The organism is Paenibacillus sp. RC334, from assembly GCF_030034735.1.
Lineage (GTDB): Bacteria > Bacillota > Bacilli > Paenibacillales > Paenibacillaceae > Paenibacillus > Paenibacillus terrae_A.
In genome coordinates this window covers 4399280-4426145 of sequence record NZ_CP125370.1, presented here as the reverse complement: position 1 = coordinate 4426145, position 26866 = coordinate 4399280, and the positions used below count along the sequence as shown (strand labels likewise).

Annotated in this window: 22 protein-coding genes, 1 tRNA gene and 1 pseudogene; 16 read left to right on the top strand and 8 right to left on the bottom strand. The window is 46.4% G+C overall.

Going from position 1 to position 26866, the window contains the following annotated elements; all coding sequences use genetic code 11:
* Positions 1 to 133: 133 nt before the first annotated feature.
* Positions 134 to 1978: an asparagine synthase (glutamine-hydrolyzing) gene (gene asnB, locus QMK20_RS20275; RefSeq protein WP_283653051.1), complete on the bottom strand. Its 1845-nt coding sequence runs from the start codon at positions 1976 to 1978 to the stop codon at positions 134 to 136.
* A gap of 164 nt (positions 1979 to 2142) precedes the next feature.
* On the opposite strand from asnB, the gene QMK20_RS20270 reads away from it, so the two are divergent.
* A complete protein-coding gene (locus QMK20_RS20270) occupies positions 2143 to 2502 on the top strand; it encodes a hypothetical protein (protein ID WP_283653050.1) in 360 nt (119 codons plus the stop codon).
* A gap of 295 nt (positions 2503 to 2797) precedes the next feature.
* Here QMK20_RS20270 and QMK20_RS20265 read toward each other — a convergent pair whose 3' ends face one another.
* Complete coding sequence (locus QMK20_RS20265; RefSeq protein ID WP_283653049.1) at positions 2798 to 3091, bottom strand: magnetosome magnetite crystal formation protein family; 294 nt, start codon at positions 3089 to 3091, stop codon at positions 2798 to 2800.
* 176 nt (positions 3092 to 3267) lie between these two features.
* Here QMK20_RS20265 and QMK20_RS20260 point away from each other — a divergent pair.
* Positions 3268 to 3341: transfer RNA gene (locus QMK20_RS20260), tRNA-Arg, on the top strand.
* A 310-nt stretch (positions 3342 to 3651) separates the two neighbouring features.
* Positions 3652 to 4410 carry an SDR family oxidoreductase gene (locus QMK20_RS20255; RefSeq protein WP_283653048.1) on the top strand — a complete coding sequence of 253 codons (759 nt, stop codon included), beginning with the start codon at positions 3652 to 3654 and terminating at the stop codon, positions 4408 to 4410.
* Between the two features lie 192 nt (positions 4411 to 4602).
* Here the strand turns inward: QMK20_RS20255 and QMK20_RS20250 are convergent, their stop codons facing one another.
* A complete protein-coding gene (locus QMK20_RS20250; protein WP_283653047.1) occupies positions 4603 to 5946 on the bottom strand; it encodes a 6-phospho-beta-glucosidase in 1344 nt (447 codons plus the stop codon).
* Positions 5947 to 6122: 176 nt separating this feature from the next.
* On the opposite strand from QMK20_RS20250, the gene QMK20_RS20245 reads away from it, so the two are divergent.
* Positions 6123 to 7091, top strand: a complete 969-nt coding sequence (locus QMK20_RS20245) for a LacI family DNA-binding transcriptional regulator (protein WP_283653046.1) — start codon at positions 6123 to 6125, stop codon at positions 7089 to 7091.
* Positions 7092 to 7220: 129 nt separating this feature from the next.
* Positions 7221 to 8636, top strand: a complete 1416-nt coding sequence (locus QMK20_RS20240) for a helix-turn-helix domain-containing protein (RefSeq protein ID WP_283653045.1) — start codon at positions 7221 to 7223, stop codon at positions 8634 to 8636.
* Between the two features lie 500 nt (positions 8637 to 9136).
* On the opposite strand, the gene QMK20_RS20235 is transcribed toward QMK20_RS20240, so the two are convergent.
* Entirely contained in the window at positions 9137 to 9343 is a 207-nt protein-coding gene (locus QMK20_RS20235) for a hypothetical protein (RefSeq protein WP_283656361.1), read from the bottom strand.
* Between QMK20_RS20235 and QMK20_RS27740 the strand changes: the two are divergent.
* From QMK20_RS27740 to QMK20_RS20220, 4 genes and pseudogenes are all read left to right on the top strand, one after another.
* Positions 9333 to 9437 (top strand): annotated as a pseudogene (locus QMK20_RS27740) (NucA/NucB deoxyribonuclease domain-containing protein); the annotation flags it as partial. The gene QMK20_RS20235 and the pseudogene QMK20_RS27740 overlap by 11 nt on opposite strands.
* A 128-nt stretch (positions 9438 to 9565) precedes the next feature.
* Complete coding sequence (locus QMK20_RS20230) at positions 9566 to 10216, top strand: hypothetical protein (RefSeq protein ID WP_283653044.1); 651 nt, start codon at positions 9566 to 9568, stop codon at positions 10214 to 10216.
* A 356-nt stretch (positions 10217 to 10572) separates the two neighbouring features.
* The gene (locus QMK20_RS20225) at positions 10573 to 10740 is read left to right on the top strand and encodes an aspartyl-phosphate phosphatase Spo0E family protein (RefSeq protein ID WP_082067123.1); all 168 of its coding nucleotides are present in this window, start codon (positions 10573 to 10575) and stop codon (positions 10738 to 10740) included.
* A 64-nt stretch (positions 10741 to 10804) separates the two neighbouring features.
* Positions 10805 to 10999 carry an XRE family transcriptional regulator gene (locus QMK20_RS20220; protein WP_283653043.1) on the top strand — a complete coding sequence of 65 codons (195 nt, stop codon included), beginning with the start codon at positions 10805 to 10807 and terminating at the stop codon, positions 10997 to 10999.
* Between the two features lie 52 nt (positions 11000 to 11051).
* On the opposite strand, the gene QMK20_RS20215 is transcribed toward QMK20_RS20220, so the two are convergent.
* Together QMK20_RS20215 and QMK20_RS20210 are read right to left on the bottom strand one after the other, a co-directional pair.
* Positions 11052 to 12005, bottom strand: a complete 954-nt coding sequence (locus QMK20_RS20215) for an AEC family transporter (protein WP_283653042.1) — start codon at positions 12003 to 12005, stop codon at positions 11052 to 11054.
* 24 nt (positions 12006 to 12029) lie between these two features.
* Positions 12030 to 13751, bottom strand: a complete 1722-nt coding sequence (locus QMK20_RS20210) for an NAD-dependent malic enzyme (protein ID WP_283653041.1) — start codon at positions 13749 to 13751, stop codon at positions 12030 to 12032.
* Between the two features lie 399 nt (positions 13752 to 14150).
* Between QMK20_RS20210 and QMK20_RS20205 the strand changes: the two genes are divergently transcribed.
* From QMK20_RS20205 to QMK20_RS20190, 4 genes are read left to right on the top strand one after another with little or no spacing between them, the layout of a single operon-like run.
* Positions 14151 to 15272 carry a glycosyltransferase family 2 protein gene (locus QMK20_RS20205; RefSeq protein ID WP_283653040.1) on the top strand — a complete coding sequence of 374 codons (1122 nt, stop codon included), beginning with the start codon at positions 14151 to 14153 and terminating at the stop codon, positions 15270 to 15272.
* Positions 15273 to 15276: 4 nt separating this feature from the next.
* Entirely contained in the window at positions 15277 to 16542 is a 1266-nt protein-coding gene (locus QMK20_RS20200) for an MATE family efflux transporter (RefSeq protein ID WP_283653039.1), read from the top strand.
* Complete coding sequence (locus QMK20_RS20195) at positions 16526 to 17752, top strand: glycosyltransferase family 4 protein (protein ID WP_283653038.1); 1227 nt, start codon at positions 16526 to 16528, stop codon at positions 17750 to 17752. Before QMK20_RS20200 ends, QMK20_RS20195 begins: the two co-directional genes overlap by 17 nt.
* Positions 17712 to 18623 (top strand): glycosyltransferase family A protein, encoded by a 912-nt coding sequence (locus QMK20_RS20190; protein WP_283653037.1) that lies wholly within the window; start codon positions 17712 to 17714, stop codon positions 18621 to 18623. The genes QMK20_RS20195 and QMK20_RS20190 overlap by 41 nt, the downstream gene beginning before the upstream one ends.
* On the opposite strand, the gene QMK20_RS20185 is transcribed toward QMK20_RS20190, so the two are convergent.
* Positions 18591 to 19295: a response regulator gene (locus QMK20_RS20185; RefSeq protein ID WP_283653036.1), complete on the bottom strand. Its 705-nt coding sequence runs from the start codon at positions 19293 to 19295 to the stop codon at positions 18591 to 18593. The two genes, QMK20_RS20190 and QMK20_RS20185, sit on opposite strands and share 33 nt — an antisense overlap.
* Before the next feature lie 45 nt (positions 19296 to 19340).
* Here QMK20_RS20185 and QMK20_RS20180 point away from each other — a divergent pair, with 45 nt between their 5' ends.
* Genes QMK20_RS20180 through QMK20_RS20170 form a run of 3 tightly spaced genes read left to right on the top strand, consistent with a single transcriptional unit; the run spans position 19341 to position 25983 of the window.
* On the top strand, positions 19341 to 19790 hold the full coding sequence (locus tag QMK20_RS20180; protein WP_283653035.1) for a hypothetical protein: 450 nt from the start codon (positions 19341 to 19343) through the stop codon (positions 19788 to 19790).
* Positions 19787 to 21520, top strand: coding sequence for an ATP-binding protein (locus QMK20_RS20175; RefSeq protein ID WP_283653034.1), 1734 nt, complete (start codon positions 19787 to 19789; stop codon positions 21518 to 21520). The genes QMK20_RS20180 and QMK20_RS20175 overlap by 4 nt, the downstream gene beginning before the upstream one ends.
* 35 nt (positions 21521 to 21555) lie before the next feature.
* On the top strand, positions 21556 to 25983 hold the full coding sequence (locus QMK20_RS20170; RefSeq protein ID WP_283656316.1) for a hypothetical protein: 4428 nt from the start codon (positions 21556 to 21558) through the stop codon (positions 25981 to 25983).
* Positions 25984 to 26028: 45 nt separating this feature from the next.
* Here the strand turns inward: QMK20_RS20170 and QMK20_RS20165 are convergent, their stop codons facing one another.
* The gene (locus tag QMK20_RS20165; RefSeq protein ID WP_283653033.1) at positions 26029 to 26724 is read right to left on the bottom strand and encodes a response regulator transcription factor; all 696 of its coding nucleotides are present in this window, start codon (positions 26722 to 26724) and stop codon (positions 26029 to 26031) included.
* Between the last annotated feature and the right edge of the window lie 142 nt (positions 26725 to 26866).

The window sequence follows — 26866 nt, the reverse complement described above, 5'->3', positions numbered from 1 at the left end:
ATTTTTTGAGTATCTAATTTGATGGGGATGGTACCAAGCTGCGGATAGGCTTTTTGACATTTATTATTTTCCATACAACTCAAGCTATTCACGTTTTGCCTTGAGGAAGGTTATGTCAGGTTACGACTAACGCTTACCGAATCGCTACCTTGTAAGTGCGCAGCCAGTTATCCACTTGAGCCAAATACGCGAACAATTGAGGCCCTGACATCAGCTGACCGAACCAGGGCAGATTGGTGGATGCCTCCGGTGAGGCCGCGATATCCCGTACTTTTTGGGCATCAATCAGCTTGAGCAGTGGGGAGGAGGAATCATCCAATAGATCCAGCGCCTGTTTTTTCACAGCAGCAAGATAGGAAGGGTTATGCGTTTTGGGATATGGGCTTTTTTTGCGATACAGCACATCATCCGGCAATACACCCTCCAGCGCCTTGCGTAAAATACCTTTTTCACGCCCGCCCGTCATTTTAATGCTCCACGGAATGTTCCATACATACTGCACCAGCCGATGGTCGCAATACGGCACCCGTACTTCCAGTCCGGCTCCCATACTCATCCGATCCTTACGGTCCAGCAGAGTAGGCATAAAGCGGGTGATGTTCAAATAGGACATGACGCGCATTTGCGCGGCTTTATCTGTTTCCCCCGGCAGCTTTGGCACTTCTCCTACGGCTTCCGAGTAGCGGTCGTTCAAATATTCCAAGGGCTTGATCCAGTCCCGCACCTCGGGAGACAGCAGACTGGCTCTCATGTCGGGAGCGACTGCCCACGGGAACGTACCCGAATTGAGCATTTCCTCACGATGAAACCACGGATATCCGCCAAACACTTCATCCGCCGCCTCACCGGAAATAGCAACAGTGGCTCCCTTTTTAATCTCCCGGCAAAAGAGATACAGCGACGAATCCACATCCGCCATACCGGGCAAATCCCGTGTTAGCGTGGAGTTGTTCAGCGCTGCTACGACCTCGGGCGTATCGAATTCGATCCAGTGATGGTTCGTGCCTAACTCATCGACCATCCGCTGAATCCATGGGGCATCGGCTCCGGGCTGGAACGCATGGGCTTTAAAATGCTTGTCGTTATCCACATAATCGACTGAATACGTATGAACTTGTCCCTGCCCGGTACGCTTGTAATAATCGACAGCCAGCGCGGACAGTGCGCTTGAATCCAGACCGCCCGACAGTAGGGTGCATACCGGAACGTCTGAAATCAGCTGCCGCTCCACCGTATCCAGCAGCAGCTCGCGTACCTTGAGCGCTGTTTCTTCGGTGTTATCCTCATGCGCAAAGCTTTCCAGCTTCCAGTAGGCTTGAATGCGCACACCGTCGCGGCTGTACGTTAGCGTATGTCCGGGGCGCAGCTCCTTCATGGACGAATAGACGCCGTGTCCGGGGGTGCGTGCAGGCCCGATGATAAAAATTTCAGCCAAACCCTCGGCGTCGACTGCGGCTTCTACCGAAGGGTGCTGAAGCAGCGCTTTGGGCTCCGAGCCAAATACGAATACATCTCCGGCTTGGCTGTAAAATAACGGCTTCACTCCCAGCCGATCCCGTGCCAGAAACACCTGCTCCCGCTCACTGTCCCAGACCGCAAAGGCAAAAATGCCGTTCAGCCGATCCACACAATCCGGGCCCCACTCCATGTAGGCTTCGAGCAATACCTCTGTGTCGCATTGTGTACGGAAAATATGCCCTCGCTGTTGCAGCTCTTTTTTCAGCTCAGGCGCGTTATATATTTCCCCGTTATATACAATCGTATAAGTGATATCCTCAAGCTGCCGGATCATGGGTTGGGCGCCGTTTTCCGGGTCCATGACGCTCAGTCTTCTGTGTCCAAAGGCACACGGGTTGGATATCCAGGTGCCCGCAGCATCCGGTCCGCGATCAGAGAGCGTTCGCGTCATATTGAGCAGCAGCTCCGATTGATGCATTAAGTCTCCGTTCCACTGTATGAAACCAGTAATTCCGCACATGTCTGTTCATCCTCTCTTTGTCGTGTTCATCCAGTGTTGGGATGAAACAAAAACTAAATCCCCAGTTCATCAGTATATATGCCGAAAAGGAGCATAAAATGTCTGTCCGTTCCGAAAACTACAAATGGGGCAACCCGTGTATTCGCAAGGAAGGAGGAAGGCAAATGTACTACATCAAGGATGCTAAAATACGCCGCTTCACCGAACTTGACGGAGTGCGCTGCGCAGAGGTAGAGGTACGGCCCGGCGCAGCAGATGACCCGGAACTGCTGGTCTACATTACCGCCACCAATCAGCAGGACGGTCAGGAAGGCTATGACATGGTACGCATCATTCGTAATGATGCCGATCTGGCGCTGGATTGGTACGACAATAACCTGCATTCTGCGTTTGAGGAAGTGACGGATAAGGCTTTTACCGACTCCACTCACATTACGGCTGGGGAAGAACGGGAAAAGTTTAAAAGGGAGTTACTTTCCTATGGGCAGCTCAGCACGGAATTTGCCAAGGAGTTCGGCGTATGAGAATAGGATGCGCCATGCCTCGGCTTTTGTTGATTTGGGCTCCAGCGCCATCGCGGGATCAGCGTGAAAGGAGGGGGAAATCATAGACGGCAAAGCGAAGTACAAGAAGAACAAAGGCAGCAGTTATATTCATAACAATGAATTTGCGGAAGAAGTGCTTGAGAAAAATGTAAGGCATGAAGTACCAAAAAGTCCTAGACGCTTTGGTAATAAATAAATTTGTCCATTAAAAATTTTTAAAGAAGCCTCCGTATCCCGCTTAATTCGCGGAATGCAGGAGGCTTCTTCTTCAGATTTAAGCGGCTTCACGGAGTGTCATGATACCTTTGTAGATGTTGTAGACAAATACCCCGAGATAGACCACAGCGAATAGCAGCACAAACCCGACTACAGAACCTGCATGATTCGCCGTTGCAATAAAATACAATAGCGGAATCGCCGCGATAATAGGGAAAATGTGCGATAAAATAGCCTTTTTCGCATGTCCCTGAACATACTCGTCCCGTACCGCAATCCATATAATAACAGGCAACAGAAAAGGGGCGAAAAAAATACTGAAATAACAAAGTGATGACAATAGACCTCTCACGGATTATATACCTCCTTCGTAGCATGGCCTTTTGTACATAATACCCCGTCAGCGTCCAAATGATTCCTTTTGCAGCCTGTTTACTTGTACGATAAAAAAATGCTTTTGACAGTTAGCAAAAATATGATATAATAATCAATGCGCTGAATACATAAGGTTCCAACGAATACCATTTTGTCCCAGTAGCTCAGCTGGATAGAGCAACGGCCTTCTAAGCCGTCGGTCGGGGGTTCGAATCCCTCCTGGGACGTATAACAGAGAAGCTTCCGTAAGGGAGCTTTTTTGTGTTCCAGTTATGCTCACAGGGTTCACGATATGATGCGATTAATCAGTAGTGACATCGTCTATAATTTCATTAAGCAGAGCTTCGATAGACTGATAGTTCTTATAAAATGTCCCCCTATTTAATAGACATTAATGTATAAAAGTGTTTGCTAGTGAGCAAAATAAGTAGCGTTTGATGATTTTAGCTGATGTGCTTCTTTATACTATAATTGTAAAAGTTGATGAACAACTGTCGAACATTATACAGGATACAGATGCAGACGAGGAGGATAGAAATGAGACTTCAAGACAAAATTGCAGTAGTCACAGGTGCAGCTTCCGGTATGGGTAAAGCTATTGCCAAGCTTTATGCACAAGAAGGGGCCAAGGTAGTGGTGTCCGATATTAATGCAGATGCAGCTACTAATGTGGTAGAAGAAATCAAAGCTAATGGTGGAGATGCTATCGTCGTAGTTGCTAATGTTGCAAAAGAAGAAGATATTCAGAATCTGATTGATACGACCGTTGACACCTATGGTACAGTAGATATTCTGGTAAACAATGCCGGAATTATGGATAACATGGAACCGGCAGGCGATATTAAAGATGACCAGTGGGAAAGAATTTTTGCGATTAATACAACCAGTGTTATGCGTTCTACTCGTAAAGTTCTACCTATCTTTTTAGAAAAACAAAAAGGTGTCATTGTGAACGTAGCTTCTGCAGGTGGGTTGTTTGGTGGGCGAGCTGGTGGAGCTTATACAGCTTCTAAACATGCAGTTGTTGGTTTTACTAAAAATACAGGCTACATGTATGCTCCACAAGGAATACGTTGTAATGCAATTGCTCCAGGTGGTGTGGAAACTAACATCAATTCAACGATAACTAATCTAAATAAATTTGGTGCTTCCAGACAGCAATTGGGAATGGCTATTAATCCACGTCTTGGAAAATCGGAGGAAATAGCACAGGTGGCTTTATTCCTTGCTTCGGATGAATCAGGTTTTGTGAACGCTACAGTGATTACTGCCGATGCAGGTTGGACTGCCTATTAATAATCTGAATTAAGCCACAATACGTGGCTCTATCCCGGGAGTTGGAGCGATGGATTAGCTACGAGTTACTGTGGGAGAATAATTAAATACCAAGAGGCCGTGTCTGACACGGCCTCTTTTACTGGATTCAATAGCTTCGAACCTCAGAACGTGGAACATCAATTAAGTGATAGGAAAAGCTCTGCTTTTGTTTTATACCGTTGCTTTCGCCTTATGCGCAAAAAATTGTGGCAAATGCTCTTTATGCGCTTCCAGCAATTCATCCAGCACCGTTTGGGCGATGTCACCGCTTGGTACAAGCGGATTCAGGGTGAAGGCTTGCAGAGCTGTTGCGTAGTCCCCCGTTACCGCCGCTTCAATCGTCAATTCTTCCATCGCCTTCATCACTTGCAGCAAGCCGCGCTGTGCAGGCGGGAATTTGCCAAAGTTTACAGGTTCTGCACCATGTGCGCGAATCACACTGGTAATTTCAATCGCGCTGTCATAAGGAACATCATCAATTGCACCATTGTTACGTGTGCTAACCACCATCAGTGTGCCTTTGTTGTTATAGATGGAATTAATAATTTCACAGGCTGCATCGCTGTAATGCGCGCCGCCGCGTTTGGATAGTTCCTCCGGTTTGTAATCCAGATTAGGATCTTTATACAGTTCAAACAGGCTTTCTTCCAGACGTTTGACGACTTGACCCCGAGTTCCTTCATTTTTGGCTTCCTCTAGTTCTTCCTTCAGCATGTTATCTGTCATGTAGTAATAACGATGGTATGGACAAGGCAGCATTTTCAAATGACGCACTTGATCATACAGGAAACGCATGTTTCTAATATTTTCAACGACCTTTTCCGGTTTTGCGCCAGGCGCGTACAGTCCTTCAATCACCTGCTCAGTTAATTCGGTCCCTGTTTTGTCATATACTTTATGCCAGTGAAGGTGGTTAATTCCTGCAAATTTAAAGAACAGTTCTTCTTCCGGTTTGTCCAGCACAGCGGATGCACTCTTGATCGCGCCGATTGGAACATTACATAATCCGATGACTTTGTCCCATTGACCATAACGAAGCACGGCTTCGGTGACCATCCCTGCAGGGTTGGTGAAATTAATCAACCACGCATTCGGACACAGCTCTTTCATATCCTCGACAATACTGAGGATGACAGGAATGGTACGGAAGGCCTTGAACATTCCTCCGGCACCGTTGGTTTCCTGACCGATCATACCGTGTTTTAACGGAATACTTTCATCTTTAATCCGGGCTTCGAGCAAGCCTACCCGAAACTGTGTTGTTACAAAATCGGCATCTACCAAGGCTTCACGACGATCCAGCGTCAAATGTACTTCACAATCAATGCCTGCCGCTTTCACCATTCGTTTGGCCATGGCCCCTACAATTTCCAGCTTTTCGCGTCCTGCCTCAATGTCTACCAGCCACAATTCCCGAATAGGGAGCTCTGCATAACGTTTGATGAAGCCTTCTACTAATTCCGGAGTATAGCTGGAGCCGCCACCGATAGTTGCTATCTTTAAGCCTTTTTTCATGATTGTTGCCTCCTGAGTACATTTTTTTAAACCGCTTTCTCAAGCTTCTATTTCACTGTAATCTCTGTAATGCATTACAGGTCAAGGGGGTTGAAAAAAACAATTTTGGGGGTGTGATGAGATTCTGGAGGCTTAGCGCAAAGACATGCTAAAATAGAGAGAACGAGGTGAGGACTATGGCGAATATCCATGAGATTGCAAAGCTTGCGGGTGTATCCTCGGCAACGGTGTCCCGTGTCATTAATAACCACCCGTATGTGAGTGAACCGACAAGACAGCGTGTGCAGGAGGTCATAGACCGACTGGATTACGTTCCTAATTTGAATGCGATTTCTTTAAAAACGGGCATGACAAAGCTCATAGGAATTATTTCAATTTCTTTTAATGATTCATTGAATTTATTTGTGCGTGGTTTTACGATGTATGCTCAGGAGCATGGCTTTAATATAGCCCTTTTTATTACGAATGGGGATAAGGAAAGGGAGCTTGAAGCACTGGAAATGTTGCGAAGAAAGCAGTTGGATGCCTTGGTTTGTATGATTCGCGTCAATGAGTGGAGTGTGATCGAGCATTATACCAAATATGGTCCGATTGTGACATGGCAGCGTGTGACCATAGAGGCAATCCCGTCTGTATTCATGGATCAGTATCAGGGCTATACGCTGGCGCTGGAGCATTTGTATGCCCGAGGATACCGGAAAATTGTAAATGTGTATGGCAATATGCGGGGGCTTAATACGAAGGAACGCATCCGGGCCTATCATGATTTTTGTGAAAAATATGATCTGGACGCTGAGGCCTTCCCGCATTTTTATGGTTTAAATTCAATAGCAGAGGGTGAAAATATCGCCCATTGGTGGATAGAACAAACGGACAAACCGGATGCCTTCGCTTGTTCTACAGATTATTTGGCAGCAGGACTGCTGACCGAAGCACGCAGGCTCGACGTTTCTGTGCCGGATCAATGTGCGGTGGTCGGATTTGATAACACGGAAATTTCGCATTTGCTTGATTTAACAACGATTCATTACCCGATTGATAAACAAGCTGAGAACGCATTCATCATGATTCGCAACACCCTTGAAGGGCTGGATGAAACGTTACATCATTTGGAGTTTAAATTAGTGGAGAGAGCGACTACCTGATTTGGGGAAAGGGCTTTGGTTTGATATGCCAATATCAAGAAAAAGTATATTGACACATGCCAATATTTGGACAATAATCTGAGATAAGATTATAAAATTTGGATTTTTTGTATGAAAGGTGGTTGTGACTTGGAACATACACCTACGATTTTAGCGGAGTTGGAAGAATATCTAAAGCAAAATGACTTGACATTGGCACAATTTGCCGAGTGTTCAGGTGTTCATCAAAGAACACTTAATAATTGGATTCTTAAGCATCGTCCTGTGGCTATACATCAGCTTGATCGAATCACGCTGGCTATGGGATTACCCGAAGGCTTTTTTTACGAACGATACATAGATCATTACATCATCGAACGTTCCCCGGATTGGCGGCGAATTGAGCCAGTATTGTATCGCTGTGCTGAGCTGGATAAGCTGGAAGCGATTAAGCGTGTAGTTGGTCATATCATGGACAAGCTGCTATATTCCCCGAAGCTATTTGATGCAGCGGAAATTTTATTCGCACAAGGTCGGCACGCTGCTGCGTTGTTGCTCTATGAGGGGGTTGCGGAAGGAGAGAAGTACCAGCACTCTGAACGTCTGGCCATCTGTCAGTATCGTATGTTTACAATTCAGGTTGGAGACGATCAGACCCGAAATCTCAGGGCAGCTACGCTATTTGAGCCCTTTGTCGAACGACTGGATGAAATAGATCAACTTGATGCGTTGAAAGATTTGGCGAATGTGTATCGTTCATTGCGTGAATGGGACAAGCTGGATGAAACAGCGAGAAAAATGAAGGGGAAAGCGGAAATTCAATATACTTTGAAACATCAGCAGAAGAAGCAAAAGTGCGTGGAGCATGATAAAAGGCTGAGTCGTCCCATGTTTGTGTACATCACTTATGCTGACCTGTTGTGTGCAAGTGTCTGTGAAGCCCAAGGCGATTATCAACAAGCTCTAGATTATACATACGCCTACGTTAATTTAGATTGGGTCAAAGAGACGGACGAGGATACCCTGCATTGGATCGGCTTGTTTGGGCACTGGGCAGAGGGTAATGTATTTGTAAATAAACTTCTTTCTGGAGATACAAGTGTGCTTCTGGATTATGTTGAGTATATTGCAGCCACAGATGGAACGGATCAAGAGATGATTACCAAGCTATTGAATGTTTTAATGGCGACTAACCAATATCAGATAAATGTGGATGAAATACTCCAGCGGTTTAAAACGGAGATTGATTCTTTTGCTCAACAGCGACCATCTGCTGACATGTATACCCAACAAGTTGTGCCAGACCAGTATGCACGTTTTGATTATGAGTTAGCTTATTACTATTTACACAAAGGGATTTATGCTGTTGGCTTTAAACATTTGATGAATGCATCGATAAAAGCGAATATACTAAATAATGAGACATATTTTATAAACTGTATGGGATTGTTCGTTCGTTTTCAAGCCCATGCGGTTCCTGAAACTAAAGCGGAGTATTTCAATCTTATTGAAAAGGTGTGGGTAAACAATGTTGAAAAAAATGGTGCTTCTAGTAATAGCAACTAGCTTTCTGTTTATCTTCAGTATGCCTGTTCAAACTTACGGTCATAGCATTGAGCTTCGTGATCAAATTGGTGGAGCTTAAACGTAAATAAAAACAATCCCCGCCAACCAATTAAGGTAACGGGGATTGTTTTTATTATTTACTTTTTTCTGAATATGAATATCCCAATAAGTGCAACAACTATTATAGCGGGAATTCGCCATGAATGCGGTAGAAATTTAGTTAACCATAGGGCAGCAAATACTGTGGCTATTGCCAAATAGCCTAATCGTTCATTGGGTTCAAATTTCTTCCTATTGAAGAATACATTCAAATAGCCTATCGGCGGGGTTATAATGATCATTAAAATTATGACCATTGGTCTTAAATACCACTTTCTTTTCATTCTTCCTCTGTTATTCGTCGTTGTTAATCACAGTTATTAAAGGAATTATCAAATCCATTGTCCATTGTTACAGTCAGAATAGCGCGTTCACCAGTTGGTTATGTTGGTTCGATTACATTAGAAACTTTTTTCATCAGGAAGCGTTTTGAGATCTCCATCCCCTACATTCGTTGCAAATGCACCTTCATAACCTACACCCCGATTATAAAAGCTTATTCTCATATTCTTTGAATCACTTTTAAGCTTATATGAATCAATAGTTCTATCTGTGCCTAAATCAATCATAACCATCTTATCTTTAGGAAGTAAATAGATTCGATACATAACCCCTAGTGATAACTGAGGAGCTGGTAGTTGGGTAGGTCATAAGCTTGAAGAGTATCCGGACGGGGCGGAAATTAAATTTATTGTTAATTAAATACTTTTTATTAAAAGAAGGTTGTTTTTTTAATTGATTTATTGTTCGACAAATTCCCCCTTACTTCTCATTATACAAAGTGTAATATTTATAACTGTTTGAAATATTTGTATAGGAGGAGAATTATTATGAAAATTTTTAAGAAAGTGTTCGTCCCCTTATTGGCATCAGCATTGCTCTGCGCAACTGTTTTACCTTCGGTAAGTAATGCTGAACAAATTACCACGTCAGAAGAAAATTTGGTCCAAACAGAAGTTGTACAGACTGAAAAAGGTAAAGCTGTTATCACAACAAACTTTGAAAATGATGATCACCGAATCACTACGGTTGTTGAAAATGGAAAAACAACTAAAATTGAATATTTCCCACAAGATCAAAAACTTCTGATTGATGGAGTTAAGCAGGATGAATTAATGGTTAAAGAAATTAATTCAGATTTTTCATTAAACGATGTTCCTTCTGGTGGAACTTTTGCTGGAAAGTTTGATTATTCTTATAATTGGGTAAATGTAGGGATTTCTATAGGTGCAGGGATAATCTCAACGATTACTAAAGTACCTGTTTCAACCATTCTTACTGTGATTAGTATTTCGGCTGGGATGAATACTGTAGCTTACTTTACGGTATATCAATATTCGTATCCTCGAACATGTGGAGTCATACCTTACGCACATCATGTGATATTTTATGAGAGTGCTTCACGGACGAAAGTAACTGGCGTGTTTGACACCGGAAAATTCTTTAGTTCACAGCCCTCCCCTATAGGCTGTACACCATGACTAAATTACTAAAGCGGTACGTAGGGATTATAGTAAGTTATGCTTTAGGTATAGGCATATTCTACGTCCTTGGATATAAGTTTGATATTATGATGCTTTATATCATTTTGACTTCGATTATAATTGGAGAGGTAATCAATTTTGCATTGTCGAAACGAGAGAAATGAACAGATCAGCAACTATACCAAAGGAACCTCTGTCCCCACTTTAGTAGTGGAGACGGAGGTTCTTTTGCGTAGAATTTGAGGCTTCCCAGCTTATGCGAACTTTTGGAACAGCTCCTTTTTTGCTAGGAGCATCATTCGCAAATCCAAAAAACGTCTTTTTATTCTAAAATATGACATATAGGAGGGATCATGCTGATGAATCAAGGTGTGACTTTACTTCGTGTCGAAAGAGCTAGGAGGAAACTGTATCAAGTCCAGAAAAAGTACGGATTTTTAACACATCCCAAAGTAATTGAACAATCTAAGAAACTGGATGATCTGTTGAATCATTACCAAACGGGCAGATCAGATCATTAAGCTAATGTGTATTACGTGTTGCATCATACTATGATTTCAAAAACCAGGCTTGGAGGTAATAAAATTGAATCGACGAAATGCTGTAACCCCTTTTGGGTGGGAGATCAAACAAAAACTGGTTGAGAAAAGAATGGATCAGAAAACGTTTTGTGCTACATACCATATTCCGACCACCAGATTGTCCAATCTCATTCACGGAACACGTAGGGCTACGAGATATAGAAAACAAGTATCCGAATTGCTTGGAATTGAAGAATAAATGTAATTTTCTCTATTTATGGAGAAAGTCAGCTCTATCTATACGCATGAATTCACATCAGCAGGGAAATGAGTACAGGCAGTGTAGCAAGAGAAATGACCGCACTGATGACGAAAGCAGAGGCTGTTTCCGATTCCAGACTTTCAAAACGTGTAGCAATCATGGCAGCGACGGCTGAGCCAGGGAAGGAAACGAGCAATACGGCTTTTACCGTATCGGCAGACGAAAGACCGCACAGGTAGGCAAGCAGTAGCATCAATAGAGGTTGTACAATCGTTTTTAACAGCGCGATGGCAATGGCGGTTATGCTGAAACTGATATTGCGCACGCCTATGGTCACACCGACCGCGAATAAAGCGGCCCCGGACGTAATATCACCGATTTGATTGAATGATTTGTTCAATAAATCCGGTGAGTGGAAGCCGAACAAGGTCAAAATAACACCAATAAGCGGCACCAGCGCCAGTGGTTCTCTTAAACCGTGGAGGATGGAGTCCCAAATAAGCTTTCCGAGGTGACCATTCCGCTCTTTCCCTGAGTTCCGGCTGGCGACGGTAGCTATAATGGTAGCCGCCGGATCAAGAACGGCATTGACTACGATCCCGGTAATCGCAATCGGAATGGCAACAGCAGAGGAACCGTAGATGGCACCCAGCACTGGAATGCCCATAAAGGCAAATGTCGGCTGTGCCGAGTTCAAAGCAAACATGGATGCATCCTTTACCGATTGCTTCACCGCAAACCGACCCACCAGCAGGAGGACGGCATAAAAGCCGACAATACCAATGAACAGAGCCAGCAAGAAAGGCCATTGCTCGATAAGAGATTTCCTGCTGGTGGTCGTAATGCCGATAAATAAATGCGCGGGTAGCGCAAATTTGGTAACCAGTGAATTTAGGGCTTTCGAGGAAGAGGCATCGAAGCTTTTGTAATGGCCTGCCAACCACCCTAAAATAATGACGAAGAAAATAGGCACCAAAATATAAAAGATATGTCCGACACTCATGGATTGTTCCTCCTGAAAGCCCTCTTAATGCGGGTGGTGTATTACGTTTTCCACTGCTTTTACCTTCGCATATTCCGGCTTCCACATCGCATCCCGAACGGCTTGCTCGATATTTGCAATGCGTGCCTGAGCCACCTGATCCTGAATCGCGGCCTTCGCTACCGCAACCGCAACAGCGTATGAAACATCCCGTAATTTTCGGATATGAGGGAGCAGCGCACCGCCAGGCTTATTCGAATCTACGCCTTTGGCAACGGCATCTGCTGCGGCTGTAAACATGGCAGGGGTGATCCTTTTGGCTTTGACTACAATTGCGCCCAGACCAAGTCCCGGGAAAACAAAGGCATTGTTTGCCTGTCCAATCTCAAATTCTGTACCGTTATAGGTGACGGGCTCAAAGGGACTTCCGGTAGCGATTAAGGCTTTGCCATCTGTCCACTGAATCAAATCCTCAGGTACCGCTTCTGCAAGGTTTGTAGGATTGGACATGGGCATGATAATCGGGCGTTCTACATGCTTCGCCATTTCCTTGATAATCTCCTCAGAAAAGGCACCCGCTACACCGGAGGTTCCGATCAATATGGTAGGCTTCACCTGACGGATGACCTCAAGCAGCGGTATTTTTCCGTCATCAGACCGGGTCCATGAGCTGACTTCATCTTTGTTGCGCACATACGGCTTCTGATAATCCAGTACATCTTCCATATCGTCCGTTAGCAATCCACGATAATCAAAGGCCCAAAACGGCTTGAAGGAATCCTTCTCTGCAAGGCCGTCCACGATCATAGCTCCGCGAATTTGGTCAGCATTGCCGACTCCCGCTGCCCCCGGGCCGAACACAAGTACTTTTTGCTCACGCAGCGGAATCTTGGTGACGCCTACTGCCGAAAGAATTGCAGCCAGGGTTACCGCTCCTGTGCCTTGAATGTCATCGTTAAAGGTGAGAATGCTTTGGCCGTATTTTCCTATAATATGGCGTGCGTTCACGCTGCCCACATCTTCCCAATGCAAAAGCGCCTTCGGGAATTGAGCTAACGTTTTGCTGATAAAGGTATCGATAAACTGGTTATAAGCCTCTCCGCGAACCCGTTTATGGCGATTGCCGATATACAGCGGATCATTCAGCAGCTTTTCATTATTCGTGCCCACATCCAGCACAATCGGCAGCACCCGCCCGGGATGAATACCAGCCGCAGCTGTATACACAGCCAGCTTGCCAATCGCAATATTAATGCCTCCCACGCCCCAGTCACCAATCCCCAAAATACTTTCGGAATCCGTCACTACAATCAGATCCACATTCTCACCACTCAAGCCAGAATTATAGAATGCTTGTCCGATGCCGTTCGGGTCATCTATCGACAAATACACGCCTCCAGGGCGGTTGTACTCATGACTATATTCCTGAATCGCGGTCCCCACCGTAGGTGTGTAGACTACGGGCAGCATCTCACTCAAATGGTCAGTTAGCAGCCGATAGTACAGCACGACATTTCGATTGTGAAGGTCATTCAGGGAAGCGTTTTTGCGCAGCATGGTCGGTTGTGCCAAAAATTGCTGGTACGCCCGGACGCTCTGTTTCTCCAGAGAAAGGATGGTCGGCGGAAGAATTCCTTCAAGACCCAGTTCTTTGCGTTCCTCTTCGGTAAAAGCGACCCCCTTGTTCAAAAGAGGATTGGCTAATATATCCTTTCCCCGCAGCGGGGTGGATAATGACCCGTCCTTATTTACATAAAATGCTTCCATAGAAATAACCTTCTTTCACTTCATATTGATAACCATTCGTAACGAAAGATGACACGTTCTCCATAGTATGGGCGTGTGAATCTGATTTATTCGCCTAGTTTTCTATGACAAAATAACCATAATGAATTCTGTTTTTGATTAAAAAGAACTATATATGAAGAATGGGGTGTAAGGTCTTTTTACACTTATTTTTACAGGGAAAAGTAGGTCTAAATGCTTGTTTTCTGCTAAATGTGAAATATCAGTCTCATTTCGACATTATCCATATATATCAAGATGTGTGAGCTATTTTATTAAAAAATTATGAAGAATTTGCAACCATGTTTAATCCCTATAAGCAAACATTTTTAATTCCTTTTTAAGAAAATAGAACTACCCGGAGAAAAAGGAGATGTTTGTGTGCAGGGACCTATAGCCATTTTTAGCGATAACCACAGGGCTATTGATTATCCCAATGTGATTTATTTTTACGAATATATACAGTGCGAGGATCAGGAGGCCACTTCAGTCTATGAAGACGCATGCTGCTGCCTGATTGATTACAGGGAGCCTGGACAGGCTGTACGGGTAGCGAATCAGATTCGTAGTCGCTTTCCGCAGATGCCGCTGTTACTGGTGACGGATGTATCGCATCCGTTCAGTGATCAGCATATGGTGCAGATTACCGGAATAGGCCGTTTGCGCCTGCTTTTTTGGCAAGCCAATGACAACGAAGAGATGCTTTCCGAAATTCAAAGCTTGCTCTATCCCGAGTATTCGGCCAAAAGCCGGCATATTGCCTTCATCTTGTCTGTATATAACGAGGAGCAGCGTTTTGTTCATGTCAAGAAGTTTGCTGAACGGCTGCAAGCCTTTATCCGCAGTCATATTGTGGAGGGCTCTATTTATCTCATTGATGATGGCAGTCATGATGGGACGAATGCCTTGATCAAAGCGCTGGAGGCGGCGACAGACCTGTCCGTGAACCGGATTAATCAGAATCTGAGTCCGCTGCTTCAAACCAGGGAACTGGGACGCAATACCCGCAAGGCAGGAACGTATCTGGAAGGGATGCGCACCATCGGCGCGGATTACTACGTATTTGTGGATGCGGACGATTCCTTTTTTATTGAGGATATTGCCAGAATGATTAATGTCGTTCAGCAGGGCTACTATGATGTGGTGATTGGAACCAAGGACATGACAGCTGAAAACCGTTCCTTATTACGATCTGTAGTCAGTTTCGGCAAACGTGTCATTTCCCGGCCCTTTTTACCGACAGGCGTGGTGGATTCCCAGACAGGGCTTAAAGTGATGAGCTCGGTCGCTGTGAAGCGTATGTTCCCGCATTTGAAGGAACAGCTCGGGCTGGCGCTGGATCTGGAAATGATGTTTATCGCCAAGCGGCTCCAGCTTCGGGTGCTGCAATTACCAGTCAAATGTATTGACCGGGACGGATCGCACATCCATGTCTGGAAGGATTCCATTCGTTTCTTGCGCTCCATCATTGATATTTGGCGACTGGATCGGCGGGTGAGATAAGCACGTGACAAATCGCTTGCGAACATTGATGTTTCCTGTATTTAATGTGCTGCTGAACGGCTTTAATTTTTTCTTCCATATTGCAGCGAGCTGGTATCTTACCGGACAAGCTTATGGTCAGGCGAATGCGCTGCTGGCCCTCTTTGCACTTTTGTCTGTTTTGGGCCTGTCTATTCAGCTATTAACAGCCAAGCTGGTCTCCAAAGGAGACAGGAAGCTTCCATTGCGTAGCCTGCCACTCGGTTCCCTATTGCTAAAAGCACCACTGTTGCTAACCGTGCTTGCCATAGTCATTTTGCTGGCGTTTCATCCGCTGCTGCGCTCGCTATTAGGCGTGGAGTCTGGCCCGCTGTTCATGCTGTATGGCTTGGTAGGGCTGCATATTCTCGTCAGCTCGTGCCGTGGAGATCTACAGGGCAGGGAACGCATGCTGGCGCTGAATGTGAACTATTACTTGGAGGTTTTAGGAAAGCTGAGCCTGTTTTTTATACTGGCTGCGTCAGGGCTGAAGCTGGAGGCTTTGCTGCTGGCAAGCTGTGGGGGGATGCTGCTGTCGCTGCTTCACGGCTGGGCTGTTTCGGTTCGGGGCTTATCCTTACTCGGTCACACTAAGGAACGTATACCTTCCGGGCTATGGAAATCACTAGGCCAGGATTTTACGGATAGTCTTATTACGAATTTATTTATTTTGTTCTGCATCTCCATTGACATGCTGTATGTGCAGCATTACTTTCCCGAACAGGCCAGTGGCTATGCGATTGCGCTGAAATACAGCCAGTTGGTCTATTACGTGTCGTACAGCCTGATTGCCGCCTTTATTCCAAAGCTCGGTGCGCAGGGTCATGATCGCCAAGCCCTGGGCAAGCTGGTTGCCGTCTATGCCGGATTAATGGCTGTTGCAGCTATCTGTGTATATGTGGGCACCACCTTTGTATTCCCGCCCTCTATTCCCGTACTATTCGGGTCTTCATACCAGTCGGCAGAAGCCTATATTCCGCTGGGAGGATGGGTGTATTGGCTGTTTTCTATCGTGCTGTTCTTTGTTCATGTGCATGTGCTGGTGGGCAGACGCAAATTTATGTTCGGGCTGCTGGCTGGAGCTGCGACTTTATTGGCAGCCTTTCATATTGCACATCAAAACCCGTATGACTTTCTGCTATCTGAATTGATTGTTTACGGCGCCATGTCTCTCTATTTTGTGGTAGATGCCTATGTATATTTGTTCAAAATAAAGATAAGGGGGGATTCAACCCGTGAATACAATACCTGAACAGGATGGTAAAACCGTAGTTCTGTTGCTCTCCTGGCGTGACATTCGTTCGCCTAAAAGCGGGGGAGCCGAAATTTTCACCCACGAAATGCTCAAACGCTCACAGCAAGACCGTTTTCAGTTTATTCATTTTTCGCCCAGGCTTGAGGGGATGCCCGAGGAAGAAATCATAGACGGAATTACGTATATCCGAAAAGGAAACATTTATAGCGTCATTTATTATGCCATGCGCTATTATCGCCATCATCGTAAGCATATTGATTATGTGATTAATCAGGCGAACACGCATCAGTTTTTCACCCGTTTCTGGGTGGAGGCGCCCAAGCGAATTTTCTTTATACATCAGCTAACAAGGGAAATATGGTTTGAAAATGCTGGTTTTCCGCTGAACCATATCGGATATCGCCTGGAGCCCTTGATGCTCAAGCTTGCTCGTAAGGATCGGACAATTACCGTATCCCCGTCTACCCGTTATGATCTGCTCAAGCTGGGCTTTCACCCGGATCGTGTTCATCTGTTGCCTGAAGGCATTGAGTTTGAACACTGGCCTCGGGAACAATTCTTAACCAAGGAGTCCAATCCGACCTTTATGTACGCCGGGCGCTTTGTGAAATATAAAGGCATTGATCTGGTGGTTGAAGCTTTTGGAGAGCTTAAGAAAAAATTTCCTCAGGCTATGTTATGGATCGCTGGAAAAACCGATAAAACCTATGTGGCAGAACAATTATTGCCGATTATGAAACGGTATGGATTGACCTACGGAGAACCGGATGAACAGGGACAATCACAAGCGGATATTACCTTTTACGGATTCGTCTCAGAAGAGCATAAGCTGGAACTGATGAGCCGCGCCCACGCGCTCGTTTTCCCTTCCCTGCGTGAAGGCTGGGGCTTGACGATTACCGAAGCAGCGGCTGTGGGGACTCCCAGCATCGTCAGTAATTCACCCGGACTGGTGGACGCGACGGATTTTGGGAAAAGCGGATATCTGTGCTTCCACGGCGACGTCCGGGGATTATCTGAACAAATGGAAAGAGCAGCCAACGGCGGCGAAGACTATATGGCCATGCGTGAGCGGGCGTATCAGTATGCGCTGGGATTTCATTTTGATCATACGGCGGCTGCATTTGAGCAGTTGATGGGAGATTGGGTAAAGGAGGCGGAACAGAGTGGACAAAGTGGTCATTCTCTTCTCCACGTACAACAATGAACGGACGATAGAGCCTTGTTTGCGGAGCTGTATGTGGCAAAATTACAAGGATCTGCATATCGTGATTGCCGATGACGGCTCGGAGGATCAGACGGTGGAGACGATTCGTACGCTAGCTGCAGGGAGTCCAGTACCCGTAACGATATTGGAGCTTCCTCATGGAGAGCGGGGAGTCGCGAGAGTCAAGGCGGTTGAGGAAGCCGGACGTTTGGGTGCCGAATACATACTTGTATTGGATTCCGATATGATTTTAGCCGAGCATTTGATTCAGCAGAGCATCGACTTTTTTGACCATCATCAGGACATCGGCGCATTGGTCGTTCCCGAGGAGGCCTATTCGGAAGCGACCAACTTTTTTTCCAAAGTCAAAGTCTTTGAGCGGAATGTGATTAACAACGCGGGTGACACCTTGGGAAAACGTTCGATTGAAGCAGCACGCTTCTGGCGAATGAGCGCTTATGAATCGACAGGCGGATTTAACGCAGAGCAGATTGCTTTTGAAGAAATACAGCCGACCCTGCGTTATATAGAGTCTGGCGGAGTCATCCGGCGGGCGGTATTTACACGTGTATATCATGATGAAAAACAGGTCTATCTGCGTGATGTATTACGTAAAAAAGCCTATTACTTCTCGGTGATGGATCGTACGATGTCGTCTGAGGAGGGGGGATTGCGGAAGGCGCTGGAACGGTGGTACTTTTTCCGTCCGGTGCTATATACATGGAGCAATCTGAAAAGCTATATTCGTCACCCGCTGCTAACGGCGGGGATGCTGTGGATGTATGCATGCCTGACCGTGATTGGGGCAGCCGCCGTGTTGAAGGGCGGCGCCCGTCACTCAGGCGATCTCGCTAAGGCGGATAAGGCGTAAGGATGAACGTCCCAGGGTCAGCGTATCCAGCGTATACAGGTCGGGATCGGAAGATTCCGACTCATCATACGGTATATACAGTGAGTGTGCAGTTAACTGAATGCCTTCCTGTTCAGGATGACGAAGCGAGCAGCCGACAGGATACAGCTCAGCGAGTGCAACATGTACAGCGGTTACGAAATCTTGCTCATTAAGCAGCACATAAGGTCGGTATGGAGCATTCAGAATACTGTCTAAAAATACCGATAAGTTGGAAGCCGCGTTCTGGTCTGTATACAGGCGGTTTCGGTTGAGCTTGGCTTCATCAAGCGCCTCGTATAGGATTTTTTTCAGTGTGTCATCATCCAGCTCCAGTGGTTTTGTCAAAAAGCGGAATACGCCCACTTGATTAATCGCGGATAAAATGGTCTGCGTATGCAGGTGACCTGACAAAATGATCCGCACGATATGGGGATAATCCTTCTTGATCATGCGAAGGAAGGTAATCCCGTCCAGACCAGGCATAAGCAGATCGGAAACCACGACATCAATCGGGTGCTGCTCCAGCACCTGCAAGGCTTCTTTGGTGGTATGAGCGGTATGTAAGGTGAACCTTTCTTCCGACAATGTCCGTTCAAGCAGGGACAAAACCATAGGGCTGTCGTCAACAAATAGAATGTTTTGGGGTGTCATAAGAACTGCGCAACTCCAATCAGGAAGTAAGAAATGAGGAACTACATGTATAATATCAGCGTTTTGGCATTTTTGAAAGATGTCAATACAGAACGAGCGCTGCGTCTTTTTTGTGAACGATTCGACTCGGCTGAGCATGAGCTCTGGGAAAAAGGAATGCGTCTGCTTCACCAGTATCATGCTGCACGGCATGCGGGAGTAACCCTGACCGTCTCCAGCTCACTTCAGCATATGGATGATCGTCATGATATTTACATTGTTGATCTGCGCGAGTATAGCGAAGAAGAGCTGGATCGTTTATATATTGCAAAAACCTGCGAGTTGCTGCTGCTGACGGATGGGGCAACGGAAACCGCTGCGAGGTTTGCTGCACTCCAGCGCCGGACTCCCCGGCTGCTGTGCGCACGGCTGCCGCTAGTCAACTACGAACTGGAGTGTCTGATGCAGGCTATTCTGGGCCAACTTGAACCGAATGGAGGAGACAGGGAAGCATGAAGCGATGGGCTTTGTTGAAACCGGGTTGGCAAAAGCTGATCCTGTACCTGCTTGTTCTGGGCGTAACCGTGCTTATGGCCATTGCGCTTCAGTGGTTTATTGTTCGGGAATTCAACGGTCAATTGGCAGACATTCAGGACGAGCAGCTCCGGTATGAAGTGCAGGAATTGTCCAGCCACATATCCGAGCATTACGCGGCATGGCAGGCTGAACTGAATGAGCTGGCCTCCAGCCTTGGCAAAAACATACTGAATCAGGGGACGCGTCAGTATACCGAGGGCTTTAAGCGTGAAAGCGGAGCATTTTATGTGCTGGATGAACAGTATCGCGTAATCGCCGGACGTGACAACCGTGAGATGAAAAGCGCGATACAGCAAATTAAATTGCTGCAAAACGGCTGCGCTGTAAGCCCCTTTGTGACAGAGGATCATCAGCCTGCGCAGTATATCGTATGCAGGATTCAGGGGGCGCAGACGGGCGGATTTATGGTGCGTACCATTGACTCCGGTATGTTCAGCGGTATTATCAAGAGTAAACCGGTCAATCAGCATGAGACTTTATTTTATAATAATCAATTCAAGGTCGTAGCTTCCCTCAACACACCGGATATCAATCGGACAGACATTACGGGTGTGACCCGCAGGCTGCTGGAGGGCAATACGGGCGTTGTTGAAGATCAGGGAGTGAAGCACGGAATAGGGTTCAGCCGCATGGGGGAGGAGGCTCTTTACATTTCCGTTAAGGATGTTGGTCAGGACACTGCCCAGCGGATCAGCTCTTTTCGCAAAAAGGTGTCGCTGGTCATGGTTGTGCTGTTGTTTATGCTGTGGGCCATGCTCGTACAGTTTCGCAAACGGGTCGTGAAGGATGCGCTCGTGAATAATCAGGTGTGGGACCAACGGCGGGATGAAGATATGCGTCAGCAGCAGGATACATATTACTTGCCGTTAATGCAGACGATTGAGCAGCAGCTACAAGAGTTGCAAGAGCAGACTACCCGCCTGACAGGCGGAGACGATTTGAAGCTGTTAGGCTTTTATCATGATCTGGCGAACCGCTTTGAGGCAGCTTCCAGTCAGGGAAAGGGAGCAACTCATGAGGAATTGGAATATTTCCGTGAGCTGAATGAAAATTTCATTCAGGGACGTCTCAAACAGGAATCCTCGCTGGGAGGTCTGCTGACTGGAGTCCGCACCTTGCGTGACGAGCTGGAAGAGAAGATGCACGACAATAGCGGAATCAGTTTCACAGATATGAATGAAGTGTTGTCAGAATCGCTGAAATGGGCGAACCGTTCGTTGAACATGAAGGATATTCAGGTCATCTTGCGGCAAGAGCCTGTTCCGTCCATTGCAGCCCAAGCACCGTTGCTGTACAAGACGATTCAGGGACTGCTGGAAAACGCGGTACAGGCGATGGGACAAGCGGATGAGCTACCAGAGGATCAGCATCGAAGCCGAACGGGTCTGCGCACCAAGCGGCAGACTCAAGTGCTTAAGGTCAGCTCGCGGCTGGAAGAAGGAGAAATCGTTATTACCATTGAGGATACGGGCGGCGGTATCGATGACAAGATGCGTTGGAGCTATTTCCAGCCGGACTATTCCCAAAACTCGCAAGAGCATACGTTCAGCCTGTATCATATGGATGCCTATCTAAAGACGATCAGTGGCCGCTTAAAGCTGCGTAATACGGATCAAGGCTTGCAGGCAATCGTTCGTTTGAGAAGATAATCGGAAATTTCAAGAGAGGAGGGGGGCCAGGCATGGTGAGAAAATGGATATTTCGATATCGCTATGATATGGCAGCAATCTTGCTGATGCTGGCTGCGATTGGCGTATATCTTGCGCCTATCTATGGACCGGGGCAAATCGTATTTAGTGATATTGCCTTTGGAGCCACCTCTCATCGGTATCTGGAGGAAATTATGGGGGTATGGAACGAACGGTGGTCTACCTCTACCATGTTCAATGCTCCCCGTATCCTTTATATCTTGCCCTTCTATGGACTTTCGTTGCTATTCGGAGAAAGCGGCCCGGTATTGCTGAAGTCGTTTATCACGGGTCTGTTGTTTGTTTCGGCATTTTCGATGTATGCCTTTGCCAAGCGGCTGGTCAGTGTGTATTATTCGCCGAGCTTTACGAAAACCCGCATTTTTGCCATCATGATCGGCGCACTGTTTTATGCACTGAATCCGTGGGTTATTTTCCGCATTCAGCATATTTATTTGCTCTGTGGATATAGCTTGTTTCCGTTGATGCTGCGCTTCTTTTTCAGTGCGGTTGATCCCAAATTTCAAATTCAGCAAATTAAAAACTATAATCCCCACAAGCTGTACCAGCGGAACTGGATAGACTTGTTCCTGTTGGCGGCGGTATTTACCGTCAGCGCCGCTGCGATTCATTATTTTTTCTTCGGCATGATTTATTTGGGCTTGTTCACCGTGCTCTTACTGATCAAACTGACCTGGACGCACCGCAAGGCCGGTCGCACCTATTTACAGCCGTTATACGGCAATTTTTTGCGTAAAGGGATCATTTTTGGCGTGTTCTTCGGTCTGCTCAGTTTTTATTGGTTGTCCCTGTATCTCGGCAGTATGGTGATGGACGCTCAGGCGTCGCAGCATAATATCAACGTCGTCGATACCTTGTCCCTGTTCAGTCGTAACAGCAGCTTATACAATGTGGGCTATTTGCTGAGCTATTGGTGGCCTATGTTTTCCTTTTCCTCACTGCCTGCGATGTTTTATGTGGGCGGAGGGTTTTTACTGCTCTTGATTGGCTATGCGATGGTGACGCGCTCACACAAAAATCCGATCATTCTCATCTTTTCGCTGCTTACGTTATTATTTCTCGTCTTAGCCACCGGGACAACCTTTCCGTCCATTGCCAAGTGGTTTGTCATTTTGGTGACGAAGACCCCTGTGATTGGCTCGGTTTTCCGTGATCCCAACAAGTTTATCGGGCTGATTGCCCTTAATTTCGGGGTATTGCTGACCTTCGGCGTGGTTCAGATTATGGAATGGTTCGGCTCATCGCCGCTGCAACGAGTGTATAAAAGGCTGGTGCTGGTCATTGTCGTCCTGTGCCTTGGCGTGTATTTTGCTCCCTTGCGTACCCAATTCATTGAGGGGTATTACAAGCCGGTTCAAGTGCCGGAGGCTTACAGCGAAATGGCTGAAAAGCTGACAGACCCGGACCGCTTCGACAGCAAAGCCTTGTATTTCCCGATTGCCGACAATATGATTCAGAGCTTTAACGGCGTAGCCACGCCTAAATGGAATAAGGGTAAGACAGCAACCGAGAAGGCAACCGGGGATTTTCAGGTGTACTCATCTCCTAAAAATACGATTTTCCATCATGAAGGCAACGACCCCGGGATTACATACTATATGAACTTTCTGGAGTATTTGCTGGACAACGGACTAAGCTCCCGGTTAGGCTGGCTATTCTCCACTTTTGGGGTCAATCAGCTGGTCTACCATGACGAATATGAGGGACAGGAGAAGCGGCAGGATTTCCACCTGTCTCAGCTGGAGGGTCAGACTAGGCTGAAACGCACGTACAAGAACGGGCTTTTTTCCATATTTAATCTGGATCAGCCGCCCCCTTATATGAACATATTAACGAGCAAAATTGTAACACCTTACGGGTTTAGCCGACTGGAGAGCTACAGCCATCTGCCTGGATTCGATTTTAGTCGCTTCGGCGTATTATTCAGTGCGTTAAAGCCTGAGCTAAAAACCATTCAGACGGTCAACAAGGGGGATTATGTGGAAGCGGCCTCCTTTAACGATTTGCTGTTGTCACAGCTTCCGGCAGAGGATTATTTGCGTCCGTTTGATGTCATTGAAGATGGCAACGCCTTTTTAAAATGGTCCAAAACCTTTGCCTCGACCAACGATTGGTTATGGTATTTATCGTCCCAAAATATACGGAATTTCCCGTTTGATATGGAAATGGACGCTGGAATTGCTGTCACCTTTGCCAGTAAGAAGCTGGATGTGGCCCCTTATCAGATGAGCAGCATTGAGGGGAAAACAGTCGTGGATTTTGATTCCATGCTGCGGACCGAAACCTTTTTCAAGCCGGATAATCCGCAGTTGTTCAGCGTGGAGGCTAACCCGCGTGAGGAATTGAATGATGTGCCAACCCTGCACGGCGAGATTATGAAGGGAGACCCGAGTAATATATGGCAGGTCGCCAGATCCGGTTTGCTGGAAGCCAAGGAAAATAACCCGTATCAGTTTCAGATCACCGTCTCTGGACGCGGCACGAACAAGATGCATGTTAAAATGAGATTTTATGATAAGCAGATGCGTGAGCTGGGGGTTAGCTATGTCGTGGCGCCTTCGGAGGGATATGATTTTGACGGTGTAAAATTTTACGGGGAATATGTGTCCCCGCCGGGCAGCTACTGGATGCGAATGGATTTGCTAACCCTGCAACGCCCGCAGCAAAAGAACTACTGGTGGATTCATGATATCCAATTGCGTGATTTGGGACAATATAGTAAGCCTAACGCATTTACGATGCACAAAAAGCTGGAACAGCCGCAAACCTCGCATGTATATGCGAGAGTGTTTATGAATAAGGCAGGCGGGAAGCTGCAAGTTACGCTGCCGGGTGGAGTGGTCGACATCAAGACCCATGATGAAGGCTTGAATCAGTTCCAATGGGTCGACCTGGGGGAGCATGCTTTTCCCAAAGGGGATACCCCGATTACGGTGAATAACCTGCAAGGCTTTAATGCGGTCAATCAATTTGCGATTGTACCTGTAGACCAACTGGATGAGCTATCTTTTCCGGTGGAGCAGGCATTGAAGCGAGGCAAGCTCTTTTTCACTCTGGAGGCTGAGAGCGATTTTAACGCCCAAGGAAATGTACAGTCAGAGCGTGCTCTGCCGAGGCTCAGCATGGGACGGGGAATCAGCTATCAGCAAGGTACATTAAGCAGGGATGTGGAGATCGCCAAAACCGGAACCTATTCCACAGCTATTTTAGCTGATCTACCTGCCGGGTATCATGGGGCATTGACAATGAAGTGGACGAATGAAGAGACAGGCAAGGTACTGACAAGAACGATCCATACAGGTGAATCGTATACGCGGTTGCCCGTTACCTCTTCATCCGAAAAACAGATCATTGAAACGGTGCCGAATCAGGATGGCTTTGCCAAACAAATCATTCAAATTCCTGGTCTGCTGAACGATTATGGACGTATAGAGTTCAAGAATCTGTTTTTAACCAAAGGGAAGTATCGCTTAACGCTGGTGCTGGACAGTCAGGTGCCGTCCATGAGCGGGTATGGAGATATTCATCGGATGGCTGCGCAGGAAGTGGCGGTTATGCCAGAGGATAACACGAAGGAATCTTTAACCAATGATGTAGGCTGCGTGGCGGATATTCAGCCTGGCAAGACGAGTCTGTCATCAGGCGGCGAGGGGTTGTCCATTCGTTACGCACCGAGCTATTCATGTGATTGGAATATATATGCGTCGAAGAAGATGAAGGCTGAGCCGCTACAAGAGTATGCCGTACAACTGGATGCGCGGTCAGAACAAATTGGAAGTCGGCATATGAAGGTTATTTTTTTGAATAAAGCCTCCCAAATCCTCCAGACCTCTTATATTAACGAGGTGGAGGAGCGAGATAAGGAGCAATGGAATCATTATGATCAGATTGTGAAGGCTCCGGCAGGTAGCGTCTTTATGCAGTTTCAGATTTTGGCACATGCGCATAAGAAGCAGTCAGGCTTATTTCAAATGAAGAATTATTCCATCATCCCTTATCAGGCGATGATTACAGTGGATCAGCTTACGCTGTTTGAGGGGACGGATATGGAAACCTTTTTTACGGCTCCCCATGCTTCAGAAAGTATTCGGGCTTCTCGTGAAAATTCCATGGAACGCAGCTTTACGCTGTATAATCCGACGCATCAGCAGGTGTTGATTCGGGAAACCGAGTCGCCCAATCCACTGTGGGAATTCAGACTGGGAAGTGAAACCCAGCGTGCCCGTCTGTCGGTGAACGGAGTGACTACCGGATTTATAACCAGTGGCAGCGGAAGCGGCAAGGTCGTCATTATTCTGGCTTCCGCCTACCGTTTTGGCTGGATCCTGTTCATACTTGGGATACTTGGTGGAGCGGCTTGTTTTCTTCCTTATCGGCGATGGAAAAAACGAAAGATTCCATAGAAGGAAGTTACCATGATGCAATTCAGTAGCCATTAGAAGGCACGGCTACATCTCGTATTTGTACCCCCGGCCCCAGACGGTACGGATGTGCTGAGGATTTTTGGGGTCACGTTCGATTTTTTTGCGGAGACTGGAGATATGTACGTCAATCGTGCGATCTAGATAGGCACCGTCTCCGCCTTTAATCCGATCCATCAGCTCGCTGCGGGTAAAGACTTTCCCCGGATAGCAGGATAGCTCTTTTATAATGGAAAATTCAATTTGAGTCACTTCAACCTCCCGGTCATCGACCAACAGGCTGCGACGGTAATCATTCACCCAGACCCGCACTTTTTTGAGTTTTTTGGTTATGGCTTGGGACTCGGCAGGTATGTTGCGGCCAGAGCGGCGCAGTAAGGCTTTGATACGAGCATTTAGCTCTCTCAGGTTGAATGGCTTGCATAAAAAATCGTCCGCTCCGTCATCCAATGCTTTAATTCTTATATTCAAAAGGGTATTGTTGGAGATCACCAGCACAGGAACCGTCGTATATTGACGGAGTTGGCCGATTAGCGCGCATTCGACCATACCGGAAAACATAAGATCGGTCACAATAATATCAGGCTTAAAACGCATAAGTGTCGGAAGTGCTTGTTTGGAATCGTAAATAAGTTCGGTATGATAACCTTCTTCCTGAAGATGAAGGGCGATCATATCTGCCAAACTTTTTTCATCTTCAATGATAAGTATTTTAATGGACATGACTGACAGCTCCTGTACAAACAAGTATACAAATACATGATGTAATCATGCATAAATTGCGATTTATGCATACTTATGTAATCGGCAGATTTATGAAAAACGAACAGTGCCAGGTGGCATGTATTTATTAATTTAGAGGAAG

What these genes read in the sequence shown, in the direction of transcription:
- asnB (WP_283653051.1), bottom strand. Translation starts at nt 1,978, where the DNA reads ATGTGCGGAATTACTGGTTTCATACAGTGGAACGGAGACTTAATGCAT.
- QMK20_RS20270 (WP_283653050.1), top strand. Translation starts at nt 2,143, where the DNA reads ATGTACTACATCAAGGATGCTAAAATACGCCGCTTCACCGAACTTGAC.
- QMK20_RS20255 (WP_283653048.1), top strand. Translation starts at nt 3,652, where the DNA reads ATGAGACTTCAAGACAAAATTGCAGTAGTCACAGGTGCAGCTTCCGGT.
- QMK20_RS20250 (WP_283653047.1), bottom strand. Translation starts at nt 5,946, where the DNA reads ATGAAAAAAGGCTTAAAGATAGCAACTATCGGTGGCGGCTCCAGCTAT.
- QMK20_RS20245 (WP_283653046.1), top strand. Translation starts at nt 6,123, where the DNA reads ATGGCGAATATCCATGAGATTGCAAAGCTTGCGGGTGTATCCTCGGCA.
- QMK20_RS20235 (WP_283656361.1), bottom strand. Translation starts at nt 9,343, where the DNA reads ATGTATCGAATCTATTTACTTCCTAAAGATAAGATGGTTATGATTGAT.
- QMK20_RS20230 (WP_283653044.1), top strand. Translation starts at nt 9,566, where the DNA reads ATGAAAATTTTTAAGAAAGTGTTCGTCCCCTTATTGGCATCAGCATTG.
- QMK20_RS20225 (WP_082067123.1), top strand. Translation starts at nt 10,573, where the DNA reads ATGCTGATGAATCAAGGTGTGACTTTACTTCGTGTCGAAAGAGCTAGG.
- QMK20_RS20215 (WP_283653042.1), bottom strand. Translation starts at nt 12,005, where the DNA reads ATGAGTGTCGGACATATCTTTTATATTTTGGTGCCTATTTTCTTCGTC.
- QMK20_RS20210 (WP_283653041.1), bottom strand. Translation starts at nt 13,751, where the DNA reads ATGGAAGCATTTTATGTAAATAAGGACGGGTCATTATCCACCCCGCTG.
- QMK20_RS20185 (WP_283653036.1), bottom strand. Translation starts at nt 19,295, where the DNA reads ATGACACCCCAAAACATTCTATTTGTTGACGACAGCCCTATGGTTTTG.
- QMK20_RS20180 (WP_283653035.1), top strand. Translation starts at nt 19,341, where the DNA reads ATGTATAATATCAGCGTTTTGGCATTTTTGAAAGATGTCAATACAGAA.
- QMK20_RS20175 (WP_283653034.1), top strand. Translation starts at nt 19,787, where the DNA reads ATGAAGCGATGGGCTTTGTTGAAACCGGGTTGGCAAAAGCTGATCCTG.
- QMK20_RS20165 (WP_283653033.1), bottom strand. Translation starts at nt 26,724, where the DNA reads ATGTCCATTAAAATACTTATCATTGAAGATGAAAAAAGTTTGGCAGAT.